The sequence below is a fragment of the Streptomyces brevispora genome (genome assembly GCF_007829885.1).
GTDB classification, from domain to species: domain Bacteria; phylum Actinomycetota; class Actinomycetes; order Streptomycetales; family Streptomycetaceae; genus Streptomyces; species Streptomyces brevispora.
In genome coordinates, this window is record NZ_VIWW01000001.1 from 5,038,170 (window position 1) to 5,051,397 (window position 13,228).

Annotated in this window: 11 protein-coding genes and 1 riboswitch; of the genes, 8 read left to right on the forward strand and 3 right to left on the reverse strand. The window is 72.2% G+C overall.

The features are described 5' to 3' along the window. The first annotated feature begins 121 nt into the window (after positions 1-121). The 4 genes from FHX80_RS23360 to FHX80_RS23375 all read left to right on the forward strand — a co-directional run bounded on the left by FHX80_RS23360 (position 122) and on the right by FHX80_RS23375 (position 5,038). Positions 122-1,498, forward strand: a complete 1,377-nt coding sequence (locus tag FHX80_RS23360) for a M16 family metallopeptidase (RefSeq protein WP_208764710.1) — start codon at positions 122-124, stop codon at positions 1,496-1,498. A 26-nt stretch (positions 1,499-1,524) separates the two neighbouring features. Next, positions 1,525-2,907 (forward strand): M16 family metallopeptidase, encoded by a 1,383-nt coding sequence (locus FHX80_RS23365; RefSeq protein ID WP_145767452.1) that lies wholly within the window; start codon positions 1,525-1,527, stop codon positions 2,905-2,907. 213 nt (positions 2,908-3,120) lie between these two features. Continuing rightward, positions 3,121-3,287, forward strand: a riboswitch (cyclic di-AMP (ydaO/yuaA leader). Between the two features lie 13 nt (positions 3,288-3,300). After that, positions 3,301-4,113, forward strand: a complete 813-nt coding sequence (locus tag FHX80_RS23370; RefSeq protein ID WP_145765993.1) for a M23 family metallopeptidase — start codon at positions 3,301-3,303, stop codon at positions 4,111-4,113. 214 nt (positions 4,114-4,327) lie between these two features. Beyond that, a complete protein-coding gene (locus tag FHX80_RS23375) occupies positions 4,328-5,038 on the forward strand; it encodes a GntR family transcriptional regulator (protein WP_145765994.1) in 711 nt (236 codons plus the stop codon). Positions 5,039-5,305: 267 nt separating this feature from the next. On the opposite strand, the gene FHX80_RS23380 is transcribed toward FHX80_RS23375, so the two are convergent. Further along, entirely contained in the window at positions 5,306-5,587 is a 282-nt protein-coding gene (locus FHX80_RS23380) for an HPr family phosphocarrier protein (RefSeq protein ID WP_145765995.1), read from the reverse strand. 161 nt (positions 5,588-5,748) lie between these two features. Here FHX80_RS23380 and FHX80_RS23385 point away from each other — a divergent pair, with 161 nt between their 5' ends. From FHX80_RS23385 to FHX80_RS23400, 4 genes are all read left to right on the forward strand, one after another. Next, positions 5,749-8,685 carry a bifunctional acetate--CoA ligase family protein/GNAT family N-acetyltransferase gene (locus tag FHX80_RS23385; RefSeq protein ID WP_145765996.1) on the forward strand — a complete coding sequence of 979 codons (2,937 nt, stop codon included), beginning with the start codon at positions 5,749-5,751 and terminating at the stop codon, positions 8,683-8,685. Positions 8,686-8,766: 81 nt separating this feature from the next. Further along, positions 8,767-9,363 (forward strand): DUF5998 family protein, encoded by a 597-nt coding sequence (locus FHX80_RS23390; RefSeq protein WP_145765997.1) that lies wholly within the window; start codon positions 8,767-8,769, stop codon positions 9,361-9,363. Beyond that, complete coding sequence (locus tag FHX80_RS23395) at positions 9,363-10,550, forward strand: alkaline phosphatase family protein (RefSeq protein WP_145765998.1); 1,188 nt, start codon at positions 9,363-9,365, stop codon at positions 10,548-10,550. The genes FHX80_RS23390 and FHX80_RS23395 overlap by 1 nt, the downstream gene beginning before the upstream one ends. 89 nt (positions 10,551-10,639) lie before the next feature. Beyond that, positions 10,640-11,290 carry a thymidine kinase gene (locus FHX80_RS23400; protein ID WP_145765999.1) on the forward strand — a complete coding sequence of 217 codons (651 nt, stop codon included), beginning with the start codon at positions 10,640-10,642 and terminating at the stop codon, positions 11,288-11,290. Between the two features lie 30 nt (positions 11,291-11,320). Here the strand turns inward: FHX80_RS23400 and FHX80_RS23405 are convergent, their stop codons facing one another. Both FHX80_RS23405 and hypE read right to left on the reverse strand, forming a co-directional pair. Further along, positions 11,321-12,037 carry a DUF6390 family protein gene (locus FHX80_RS23405; protein WP_145766000.1) on the reverse strand — a complete coding sequence of 239 codons (717 nt, stop codon included), beginning with the start codon at positions 12,035-12,037 and terminating at the stop codon, positions 11,321-11,323. A gap of 99 nt (positions 12,038-12,136) precedes the next feature. After that, positions 12,137-13,225, reverse strand: a complete 1,089-nt coding sequence (hypE, locus tag FHX80_RS23410; protein ID WP_145766001.1) for a hydrogenase expression/formation protein HypE — start codon at positions 13,223-13,225, stop codon at positions 12,137-12,139. Positions 13,226-13,228: the final 3 nt, after the last annotated feature.

Genomic DNA, 13,228 nt, shown 5'->3' on the forward strand with positions numbered 1-13,228 from the left:
GGGGGTCGGGACGCTCCTTTCCGGTGACGTGCGCGGCACGGGTACTTCGCCAGGTGTCGGTGCGCTTGCTTACAGTGGCAGGTCTCGCATCACATCCAGTATCGCGATCGAAGGGACGTACATGCCCATGGGTCACACGGCCACAGCCCAGGCCGGCTCCGGCGGCTTGACAGCGACCGAGCACCGTCTGGCCAACGGCCTGCGCGTGGTGCTCTCCGAGGACCATCTGACCCCGGTCGCCGCGGTGTGCCTCTGGTACGACGTCGGCTCGCGCCACGAGGTCAAGGGACGCACCGGTCTGGCTCACCTCTTCGAGCACCTGATGTTCCAGGGCTCGGGCCAGGTCAAGGGGAACGGACACTTCGAGCTGGTGCAGGGCGCCGGCGGCTCCCTCAACGGCACCACCAGCTTCGAGCGGACGAACTACTTCGAGACGATGCCCACGCACCAGCTGGAGCTGGCTCTGTGGCTCGAGGCCGACCGGATGGGCTCGCTGCTCGCCGAGCTCGACGAGGAGTCCATGGAGAACCAGCGCGACGTCGTCAAGAACGAGCGCCGCCAGCGCTACGACAACGTCCCGTACGGCACCGCGTTCGAGAGGCTGACCGCCCTCGCCTACCCGGAGGGCCACCCGTACCACCACACCCCGATCGGCTCGATGGCCGACCTGGACGCCGCGACGCTCGAGGACGCACGGGCCTTCTTCCGTACGTACTACGCGCCCAACAACGCGGTGCTCTCGGTCGTCGGCGACATCGACCCCGAGCAGACGCTCGCCTGGATCGAGAAGTACTTCGGCACCATCCCGTCGCACGACGGCAAGCTGCCGCCGCGGGACGGCGCGCTGCCCGAGGTCATCGGCGGTGAGCTGCGCGAGGAGGTCCGGGAGGAGGTCCCGGCGCGTGCGCTGATGGCCGCCTACCGGCTGCCGCACGACGGCACCCGTGAGTGCGACGCCGCGGATCTCGCGCTGACCGTGCTGGGCGGCGGCGAGTCGTCGCGGCTGCACAACCGCCTGGTCCGCCGCGACCGGACGGCCGTCGCCGCCGGATTCGGGCTGCTGCGGCTTGCCGGTGCGCCCTCGCTCGGCTGGCTGGACGTCAAGACGTCCGGCGGTGTCGAGGTGGCGCAGATCGAGGCCGCGGTCGACGAGGAGCTCGCCCGGTTCGCCGAGGAGGGCCCCTCGCCCGAGGAAATGGAGCGCGCCCAGGCACAGTTGGAGCGCGAGTGGCTGGACCGGCTCGGTACCGTCGCGGGCCGCGCCGATGAACTGTGCCGGTTCGCCGTGCTGTTCGGTGACCCGCAGCTCGCGCTGACCGCCGTGCACCGGGTGCTCGACGTCACCGCCGAGGAGGTCAAGGCCGCCGCCAGGGCCCAGCTGCGGCCCGACAACAGGGCGGTGCTGGTCTATGAGCCGGTCGAGTCGGTGGAGCCCGCCGAAGAGGCGGAAGCCGGCGCCGCCAACGACACCGACGCGCACGAAGGGGCGGACAAGTGACCGACGCTGCCGCGACTGGAGTTTCGATGGAGTACCACCCGCAGCCCGCTCCCGGAGTGGCCAGGCCCTGGGCCTTCCCCGCACCCGAGCGCGGCGCCCTGCCCAACGGCCTCACGGTGCTGCGCTGCCACCGCCCCGGCCAGCAGGTCGTCGCCGTCGAGATCTTCCTCGAAGCCCCGCTGGAGGCCGAGCCCGAGGGCCTGGACGGGGTGGCCACGATCATGTCGCGCGCCCTGTCCGAGGGCACCGACAAGCACAGCGCCGAGGAGTTCGCCGCCGAGCTGGAGCGGTGCGGCGCCACCCTTGACGCCCATGCCGACCACCCCGGCGTCCGGGTCTCCCTGGAGGTTCCCGCCTCCCGGCTGGCCAAGGCGCTCGGCCTGGTCGCCGAGGCCCTGCGGGCGCCGGCCTTCGCCGACAGCGAGATCGAGCGGCTGGTGAACAACCGGCTCGACGAGATCCCGCACGAGCAGGCGAACCCCGCCCGCCGCGCCGCCAAGCAGCTCTCCAAGGAGCTCTTCCCGGCCACGGCCCGCATGTCACGCCCCCGCCAGGGCACCGAGGCGACCGTGGAGCGCATCGACTCCGCGGCCGTGCGTGCCTTCTACGACGCCCACGTCCGGCCGTCCACCGCGACGGCCGTGGTCGTCGGTGACCTCACCGGCATCGACCTGGACGCCCTGCTCGCCGACACCGTCGGCGACTGGTCGGGCAACACGGCCGAGTCCCGTCCGGTCCCGCCGATCACCGCCGACGACACCGGCCGCGTGGTGATCGTGGACCGCCCCGGAGCGGTGCAGACGCAGCTGCTGATCGGCCGGATCGGCGCCGACCGGCACGACAGCGTCTGGCCGGCCCAGGTGCTCGGCACGTACTGCCTGGGCGGGACGCTCACCTCCCGGCTCGACCGGGTGCTGCGCGAGGAGAAGGGCTACACCTACGGCGTACGCGCCTTCGCCCAGGTGCTGCGCTCCACGGCTCCCGGCTCCGCCTCGGGGGCGACGGGCGCCGCGATGCTCGCCATCAGCGGCTCGGTGGACACGGAGTCCACCGGCCCGGCGCTGGACGACCTGTGGAAGGTGCTGCGGACCCTGGCCGCGGAGGGCCTGACGGACGCCGAGCGCGAGACGGCCGTGCAGAACCTCGTGGGCGTCGCACCGCTGAAGTTCGAGACGGCTGCTTCTGTCGCGAGCACCCTCGCCGACCAGGTCGAGCAGCACCTCCCGGACGACTACCAGGCGCAGCTCTACGCGCGCCTCGCCGACACCGGCACGGTGGAGGCGACGGCTGCCGTGGTCAGCGCCTTCCCGGGGGACAGGCTGGTCACGGTCCTCGTCGGGGACGCCGCGCGGATCGAGGAGCCCGTCAGGGCTCTCGGTATCGGAGAGGTCTCGGTCGTCACCGGCTGATCGGTCACTCTCCCCGAAAGCGGGGCAAAGGGAAGGTCCTGGCAGATCGCTGACTGCCGGGACCTTCCCTTTTTGTCCCGCTTTGGCGGGGAGGTTGCCTGTCTGCCCTGTGGGATGTGCTACAAAACCGCCTGTCCGTTTGGTGTGGGGAAGTGCCTCCGTCTAGCGTCGGCTCGGCTGTCCGTCACTCGTATGCCGCATCCGTGACGTACCGGACAGTCATCGCCGAGTCCCCGTCAGGCGCGAGCCCGGGGAGCCGGGGACCCACGCAGTCCCTGGGGTGAATCGGATGCCCATGCCTCTGCGAGGCCGGGGGATCCGTAGGAGACCTTCCTGCTCCGAACCCGTCAGCTAACCCGGTAGGCGAGAAGGAAGGAAAGGACCAGCCACTTCATGGCGTTCACCCGTGCCACGGGGAAGCACCGTGCCCCGAGCCGTCTGACGCGCCGCGGCGCGAAGGCCGTCGGCATCGCGACCCTGGCGACCACCGGCGTCATCGGTTCCATGGCCTCCCCGGCCCTTGCCGCGGACACCGAGACCCCCGCCGCCGCCGAGACCGGCCTCTCCCAGGTCATCGCCATCGAGGGCGCCCTCGCCGACCGGATCCACGCGCAGGCCGATGCTCAGCAGCGCCAGGCCGACATCGCCGCGGCGGCGAAGGCGAAGGCGGAAGCCGAGGCAAACGCCAAGGCCGAAGCGAAGAAGAAGGCCGACGCCGAGGCCAGGGCCGCCGCCCGAGCCATGGAAGCCCGCGAGGCCGAGGCGCGTGCCGCCCGCTCCGCCGAGCGCGCCCGGCTGGGCACCTTCCAACTCCCCGTCGCCGGTTCGTACGTGAGCACCGGCTACAAGACCGGCGGCTCCCTCTGGTCCTCCGGCAGCCACTCCGGCATCGACTTCCACGCCGTGTCCGGCAGCTCCGTCGTCGCCGTCGGCGCCGGTACGGTCGTCGAGGCGGGCTGGGGCGGCGCGTACGGCAACAACATCGTGCTCCGGATGACGGACGGCACGTACACGCAGTACGGCCACCTCTCCTCGATCGGTGTCTCCGTCGGCCAGAGCGTCGGCCAGGGGCAGCGGATCGGCCTCTCCGGCTCCACCGGCAACTCCACCGGACCGCACCTCCACTTCGAGGCCCGGACCACGCCGTCGTACGGCTCCGACATGGACCCGCTCGCGTACCTGCGCGCCCACGGCGTCACCGTCTGACCGACGCGAAGAACCTCGACGCAGGCCCCGGCACGCCGGGGCCTGCGTCGTACCCGGCCACCGGGCCGGGATGCGGGCCGTTCCGAACCCGCCGGTGACCAGAAGATATTCATGAATTTCCGCCCGGCATCGGAAATACGAGCGCACTGCAATAGAGTCACGGGACAGGCGTCGATCGGCCGCGTTTCGCGGGGATTAAGGCGGAGGTTCGGACATGCGCATTCCGGCGCATTCGGTATGCACGGCAATCCGTGACGACATCGTCTCCGGTGTCTTCGAACGCGGCAGCCGACTCACCGAGGAGGTGCTCGCACGCCGTTACGGGGTTTCCCGCGTCCCGGTGCGTGAAGCGCTGCGCACCCTGGAGTCCGAGGGTTTCGTGGTCACCCGCAGGCACGCCGGGGCCTGCGTCGCCGAGCCCGACGAGCAGGAGGCCGCCGACCTCCTGGAGGTCCGGATGCTGCTGGAGCCGCTCGGTGCGGCCCGCGCCGCCCGGCGTCGCACCGATGCCCACCTCAAGGTGCTGCGCGGCCTGGTCAGGCTGGGCCAGGAGCGGGCCCGCCGCGGTGAGGGCGAGGACCTGCGCTCACTGGGCGGCTGGTTCCACGAGACCCTGGCTCAGGCCTCCGGCAGCCCCGGCCTGATCGCGTTGCTCACCCAGCTCCGGCACAAGGTCGCCTGGATGTACGCGGTCGACCAGCCGGCCCGGCCGGCCGATTCCTGGGCCGAGCACGGGGCCATCGTGGACGCCGTGGCGCGCGGCGACGCGGAACGGGCGCGGGTGCTGGCCGCCCAGCACGCCGAGCGGGCCACCGCGGCGTACCGGCTGCGCCGCCCGGGCCGACCGGGTGCCGGCACGGTCCCCCGCGCCGGGCGGGTGAGGGCTTCGCAACATGCCGTAAACACCCCGAGCGGCCGTCATTAACAATGAGGGCGTATACAAGGAGCGGGCATTCGGCAGGGCGCTGATTTCACTGCTCCGCATTCTTCCGGTCGGTCCGTCCCGAAGGGGCGAATTCCTGCGCAAGCGAAAGACGGCCCGGGCAGGAGGAAGAGTTTCCTGGGCAGTGGAATAAGCTCCCGGCCCCACGGAAGGGATTTCTGGGCCAACGAAAGAGCCGCGGCTCCCGGTCGGGGGTGCCGCGGCTCAGGCGCTGGAATCCGGCGGTCGTGACCGCGGGACCGAACGGGATCAGACGGTCTCCGGGAGCTCGTCGAGCCCCTCGGCGACCAGCTTGGACAGGCGGTCCAGGGCGGCTTCGGAATCGTCGGCCGGGGACGCGAGGACGATCTCCTCGCCGCCCTGGGCGCCGAGCCCGAGCACCGCGAGCATGGACGCGGCGTTCACCGGGCTGCCGTCGGCCTTGGCGATGGTCACGGGGATACCGGAGGCCGTGGCGGCACGGACGAAGATGGATGCGGGGCGGGCGTGCAGGCCCTCGGCCCAACCGACGTTGACGCGGCGCTCAGCCATGGTTCTGCCCTTCACGAATCAATGGTTGTCTAGACCAGTCTCTCATGCAGTGCGCAATGCTCCGGCCGACCCGAGGCCCGTCCCGTACCGTCGATCGGCCCCCCCAGACTGCCCCGGCCCCGGCCCCCACGCGACCGCTGACAGAGCCGTACGCTTTGCCCATGGAGCCCTCTCCGGAGCAGAGTCCGCATCACGCCTACCCCGACCACTGGGAGGCGGACGTGGTGCTCCGCGACGGCGGCACCGCGCGGATCAGGCCGATCACCACGGACGATGCCGAACGGCTGGTCAGCTTCTACGAGCAGGTCTCGCCCGAGTCGAAGTACTACCGGTTCTTCGCCCCCTACCCGCGGCTCTCCGCCAAGGACGTCCACCGCTTCACCCATCACGACTACGTCGACCGGGTGGGACTCGCCGTCACGGTGGGAGGCGAGTTCATCGCCACCGTCCGCTACGACCGGATCGACGCCCGGGGCAGGCCGGCAACGGCCCCGGCGGACGAGGCCGAGGTCGCCTTCCTCGTCCAGGACGCGCATCAGGGCCGCGGAGTCGCCTCGGCCCTGCTCGAACACATCGCGGCCGTCGCCCGCGAGCGCGGCATCCGGCGGTTCGCCGCCGAGGTACTGCCGGCCAACAACAAGATGATCAAGGTGTTCCGGGATGCCGGCTACACCCAGCAGCGCAGCTTCGAGGACGGCTCCGTCCACCTCACCCTGGACCTCGAACCGACCGCCGAGTCGCTCGCCGTCCAGCGCGGCCGGGAGCAGCGTGCCGAGGCGCGGTCCGTGCAGCGGCTGCTCGCCCCGGGCTCCGTCGCCGTCATCGGCGTCGGCCGCACCCCCGGCGGGGTCGGGCGTACGGTCCTGCGCAACCTCCTGGGCGCGGGCTTCACCGGCCGCACCTACGCCGTGAACCGCGCCTTCGCCGCCGACCGGGCCACCATCGACGGGGTGCCCGCCCACCGTTCCCTCGGCGAGATCGGCGAACCCGTCGACCTCGCCGTCGTCGCCGTACCCGCCGAGCGGGTGCCCGAGGCCGTCGCGGACTGCGGGGAACACGGAGTCCAGGGCCTGGTCGTCCTCTCCGCCGGATACGCCGAGTGGGGTGCCGAGGGCCGCGAGCGGCAGCGCGAACTGGTGCGCCAGGCCCGCTCGTACGGCATGCGGATCGTCGGCCCGAACGCCTTCGGCGTCATCAACAACTCCGAAGCGGTGCGGCTGAACGCCTCCCTGGCACCGGAACGGCCCGCCTCCGGGCGCATCGGCCTGTTCACCCAGTCCGGCGCGATCGGCATCGCGCTGCTCTCCGGGCTCTACCGGCGCGGCGCCGGGCTCTCCACCTTCATCTCGGCCGGAAACCGCGCCGACATCTCCGGCAACGACTTCCTCCAGTACTGGTACGAGGACCCGGACACCGATGTCGCCCTGCTGTACCTCGAATCGCTCGGCAACCCCCGCAAGTTCACCCGCCTCGCCCGGCGTACCGCCGCCGTGAAGCCGGTGGTCGTGGTGAAGGGGGCCCGGCACAGCGGATCCACCCCGCCGGGCCACGCCGTACCCATCAGCCGGATCCCGGACGCCACGGTCTCCGCGTTGATGCGACAGGCGGGCGTGATCCGCGTCGACACGGTGACGGAGATGGTCGACGCGGGCCTGCTCCTCGCCGACCAGCCGCTCCCGGCGGGCGGACGCGTCGCGATCCTCGGCAACTCCGAGTCCCTCGGCCTGCTCACGTACGACGCCTGCCTGGCCGAGGGGCTGCGCCCGCGTCCGCCGCGCGACCTCACCACCGCCGCCACTCCGCAGGACTTCCGAGACGCGCTGGCCGAGGCGCTGGCCGACGAGGGCTGCGACGCGGTGATCGTGACGGCGATCCCGTGGGTGGGCGAGGACGGCCGGGCGGAGGCGGGCGACGGCGAGGTACTGGCCACCGCCCTGCACACGGCTGCCGCCGCCGGGCCGGCCAAACCGGTGGCCGTCGTCCATGTGGAGATCGGCGGCCTCGCGGAGGCCCTGGCCGCCGCCACCAGCACGGTCACCCAGCAGCGCCCGGCCCAGGCGTCACCCGGCGTCCAGGCACCGGGACACGCCTCGGGCACCCCCACCACCCAGCCGCCGGTGACGCACGCGTCCCCCGGCGGAACAGACACCGCCCCCGCAGCCGCCTCCGACGGCGCCCGCGCAGCCGACCCCGACACCGCACCCGCAACCGCCCGCGCCATCGGCCGGATCCCCGCCTACCCCGCCGCCGAGCGCGCCGTCCGGGCGCTCGCCGAAGCCGTGAAGTACGCCCAGTGGCGACGCCAGGCCGCGGTACCCGGCAAGGTGCCCGAGTTCCTCGACGACACCATCGACGAGGCGGGCGCGGCAGCCCGTATCGACGCGCTGCTCGGCAAGGACCCCGACCCGCGTGGCAGGCCCCTGTCGCACGACGAGGCCGGCGAGCTCCTGGCCTGCTACGGCATCACCGTCCGGTCGACGCTGCCCGCCCCCGACGCGGAGGCGGCTGTCGCCGCTGCCGCGCGGCTCGGCTACCCGGTGGCGCTGAAGACCACCGCACCCCACCTGCGCCACCGCGCCGACCTGGGCGGTGTCCGGCTGGACCTCGCGACCGAGTCCGCGCTGCGCCGCGCGTACGGGGAACTGGTCGACCTCCTCGGCAAGCCCGCCGAGCTCCGGCCCGTCGTGCAGGCCATGGCCCCCCGCGGTGTCGACACCGTCGTACGGGCCACGATCGACCCGGCCGCGGGCGCCGTCCTCTCCTTCGGCCTGGCGGGTGCGCCCTCCGAGCTCCTCGGCGACATCGCCCATCGTCTGGTTCCGGCCACCGACCGGGATGCCGCCGAGCTGATCCGCTCGATCCGGGCCGCTCCGGTCCTCTTCGGCTGGCGCGGCTCCGCGCCCGTGGACACCGCGGCGCTGGAAGAACTGCTGCTTCGGGTCTCCCTGCTGGTCGACGACCACCCCGAGGTGGTCTCCATCGCCCTGGAACCGGTCGTGGTCGCCACCCAGGGGCTGACCGTCCTCGGTGCGAGCGTCCGGCTCGCGCCGCCCCCGCCCCGTACGGACCTCGGCCCGCGCCGCCTCTCCAACTACTGACCCGCGCCGCTCCGGGTGCTGCCGGCCACGGGGCGGGCATGACGTCCCCGGCAGCCATCCGCCCCCCGTAGGATGGTCCTTATGGCTAAGACCGGTACGACGACCCAGGGGCTGCGCGCGGCGATCGAGCGCAGCGGCTACTACCCGGCCCTCGTGGCCGAGGCGGTGGAGGCCGCCGTGGGCGGTGAGCCGGTCGCTTCTTACCTGGTGCACCAGGAGACCACCTTCGACTCCAACGAGGTGCGCCGGCACGTCACGGTCCTGGTGCTCACGGACACCCGTTTCGTCGTCAGCCACACCGACGAGCAGAACGCCGACACCAGCTCCCCGACGCCCTACGCCACCACCTCCACCGAGTCGGTCAAGCTCGACCGGATCTCCTCGGTCGTGGTCAGCCGCGTCGTGGCCAACCCGGAGAAGTACGTTCCCGGCACGCTGCCCCGCGAGGTCGTCCTGACCATCGGCTGGGGCGCGGTCTCCCGGATCGACCTGGAGCCGGCCGCCTGCGGCGACCCCAACTGCGAGGCCGACCACGGCTACACCGGCAGCTCCACCGCCGACGACCTGAGCCTGCGGGTCAGTGAGGCCGGCGACGGCCCCGACACCGTGCGCCAGACGCTGGCCTTCGCCCAGGCGCTCTCCGAGGCCACGGCCGCGACCGCGGAGGCCGGCCGCTGATGGTCCAGCCGGCCTGGCAGGACCCTGTACTGCTGCCTGTCGACACCGCCCCCGTGCCCGAGTACGGCAGCGGCTCGCTCGCCGATCTGCTGCCCACGCTCGTCGCCGGACAGGGCGTCCCCGGTTTCACGGCAGCGATCGCCGAGCTCACCCCGGCCGACCGGAACTGCGTCTTCCTGATAGACGGCCTCGGCTGGGAGCAGATCCGGTCCCATCCGGACGAGGCCCCCTTCCTGCACTCCCTGCTGCCCACCTCGCGCGGCGGCACGGGCCGCCCGATCACGGCGGGCTTCCCCGCCACCACCGCGACGTCGCTGGCCTCGGTCGGTACCGGGCTGCCCCCGGGCGAGCACGGTCTTCCCGGGTACACGGTGCGCAATCCCGAGACCGGCGCGCTGATGAACCAGCTCCGCTGGAGGCCCTGGACGCAGCCCAAGGTCTGGCAGCCGCACCCCACCGTCTTCACGCTCGCCGACGCGGCCGGAGTACGTACCGCGCAGGTCTCCGCACCCACCTTCGAGCAGACCCCGCTCACCAAGGTCGCGCTCAGCGGCGGCTCGTTCCTCGGCCGGCTGACCGGCGAGGACCGGATGGACGTCGCCGCCGAGCGGCTGGCCGCCGGTGACCGCTCGCTCGTCTACACCTACTACAGCGAGGTCGACGGCATGGGGCACCGCCACGGCGTCGACTCCGACGCCTGGCGCGGCCAGCTGATGCACGTCGACGGACTGGCCAGGCGCCTCGCCGAGCAGCTCCCGCCGCGCTCGGCGCTGTACATCACCGCCGACCACGGCATGATCGACATCCCGTTCGACGAGCAGTCCAGGATCGACTTCGACGAGGACTGGGAGCTGCGCGCGGGCGTCGCGCTGCTCGGCGGCGAGGGCCGCGCCCGCCATGTGTACGCCGTCCCGGGCGCCGAGGCCGATGTGCTGACCGTCTGGCGCGAGGTACTCGGCGAGCAGTTCTGGGTGGCGAGCCGGGACGAGGCCGTCGCGGCGGGCTGGTTCGGCCCCCGGATCGACGAACGGGTCCTGGGCCGGATCGGCGACGTGGTCGCGGCGGCCCACGACGACGTGGTGATCACCGCCTCCGACAACGAGCCCCACGAGTCGGCCATGGTCGGGATGCACGGCTCGATGACCCCCGTCGAGCAACTCGTCCCGCTCCTCGAAGTACGCTCCTAGGCGTGTTTTGAAAGTCCCGCACACTCCGTAGCCGTGTTCGGCCCGTTCCCCCGTCCTCCCCGCCCATCCCGAAAGGTGCTCCACCCCTCATGCCCGAGCTTGTGTTCTTCTCCGGAACCATGGACTGCGGGAAGAGCACCCTGGCGCTCCAGATCGGACACAACCGGTCGGCGCGGGGGCTCCAGGGTGTGATCTTCACCCGGGACGACCGGGCCGGGGAGGGCAAGCTGTCGTCGCGGCTGGGCCTGGTGACGGATGCGGTCGAGGCGGACGAGGGGATGGACCTGTTCGCGTACCTGGTCCATCAGCTGTCGAAGGGGGCCAGGGTCGACTACGTGATCGTGGACGAGGCGCAGTTCCTGGCTCCGGACCAGATCGATCAGCTGGCCCGCACCGTGGACGACCTGGAGATGGACGTCTTCGCCTTCGGCATCACGACGGACTTCCGTACGAAGCTGTTCCCTGGTTCGCAGCGGCTGATCGAGCTGGCCGACCGGGTCGAGCAGCTCCAGGTCGAGGCCCTGTGCTGGTGCGGAGCCCGTGCCACGCACAACGCGCGGACGATAGAGGGCGAGATGGTCGTCGAGGGTGCTCAGGTCGTGGTCGGTGATGTGAACCGGTCGGCGGGCGAAGTCGGCTACGAGGTCCTCTGCCGTCGCCACCACCGCCGCCGGACGACCAGCGCCCGCGCGCAGGCGGGCATGCTGTCCCCCGACGTCCTTCCGGTCACCACCAGCTGAAGGGGCGCCGCCTTTCGCACCGGGCCGGTCCTACGGAACGAGCAGGCCCAGCCCGGCGCGCGTGCGCTCCTCGAAGGACTCGATGCGCCGGACCTGCTCATCGGTGAGCACGTCGCACACCCAGTCCCAGTGCAGCGCCACCCGGTCACCGGGGGAGACGCCGTCGATCAGCGTCCGCCCGCCGGCCGAGAAGCGCACGGTCTCCTCCTGCCAGTCGCCGGCGACGGTCCCCGTGCCGTCCCAGACCAGCGGGCGCGACCGCACGGTCGCCACCTCGCTGCCGGCCGTGAGAACCACGCCCGTACGGATGCGGCACCGGTCCAGGACGGAGAGGGCGGTCGGGTTCCCGTCAGGCCGGAGCAGCGGCGCCCACGGATACACCTCGAACACCTGAAAGCTGTGGTGGGCCAGGGCCCGCTGCGCCGCCTCGCGCCAGGTACCGCCCAGCTGACCGCGAAAGCGGTCCGTCAGCCGCTCGACCAGGGCGGCGGGATCGGCCAGGTCCAGCAGTTCGTTGCCGATCCAGTAGGCCTCGACCACCCGCACGTCGAGGGGGTCCGGGAGCCCGGCCGTCTCCGCGAGGAACTGGAGATAGCACCAGGCCCCCTCGAACTGCCGGGCCCGCCGCTCGATGTCGGCGGTCGCCTCCCGGCGCAGGAGGGCCGCCGCGTCGGCGGGCCCGCAGTAGCCGAGCTCATTGGGCGGGTAGGCGTATCGCGCGAACAGCAGCGCGCCCTCAGCACTCACTCAGCAGATCCTCGGTAGTCGTTCGCCACTCGGTCAGCAGATCGTCGGCAGTCGTTCGCCACTCGGTCAGCAGATCGTCGGCAGTCGCTCGCCGCTCGCTCAGCAGATCCTCGGCAGCTGTTCGCCGATCGGCAGCGCGATGACCCGGCTCCCGCCCAGGCCCGTCCTCGCGACCACCATCCCGGCGTGATCCGGCACGCAACTGCCGATCCGGCACGCCGACCGGCCCAGTGGATGGGCCCGCATCGCGGCCAGCACCCGGTCCGCGTCCGCCGCGGGCACGATCGCGATCAGCTTGCCCTCGTTGGCCACCTGGAGCGGGTCGAGCCCGAGCAGGCTGCACGCGTCCCGCACCGTGGCCGGCACCGGCAGCAGCCGTTCGACCAGCTCGATGCCCACCTCCGAGGCACGGGCGATCTCGTTCAGCGACGCGGAGACACCCCCGCGCGTGGGGTCCCGGAGCACATGGACGTCGGCACCGGTGGCGAGCATGGAGGCGACCAGTCCGTGCAGCGGAGCGGTGTCGCTCTCGACCGCCGTACCGAACTCCAGACCCTCCCGGCAGCTCATCACCGCCACACCGTGCACGCCGATGTCGCCGCTGACGAGCACCGCGTCGCCGGGGCGCGCCCGGCGCACGTGGATGTCGACACCGGACGGCACCACGCCGATGCCCGAGGTGTTGAGATAGACGCCGTCACCGCTGGCGCGCTCCACGACCTTGGTGTCCCCAGTGACCAGTTGTACACCGGCGGACTCGGCCGCCCGGCCCACGGCCCGGGCGATCCGGCCGAGGACGCTCAGCTCGGTGCCCTCCGCCAGGATGAACGCGGTCGACAGGTACAGGGGCGTCGCACCCGACATGGCCAGGTCGTTGACCGTACCGTTCACCGCCAGGTCACCGATCGACCCGCCCGGGAAGAACATCGGCTTCACCACGAACGAGTCGGTGGAGAAGGCGAGACGGGTGTCGGAGCCGACCGTCAGGACGGCCGAGTCACCGAGGTCGGCGGCTGCCGCGGCCCCGTACGCGGGCAGGAACAGGTGCTCGATCAGCTCGCCGGACATCGCGCCGCCGCCACCGTGGCCCATGACGACGCACGGGACGTCCCGCAGTGGTACGGGGCAGGCCCACCCCTCGAAGTCCAGATCGGCCGGCCCCGGCAGCGTGTCGGTCACGTCTTGCATCGC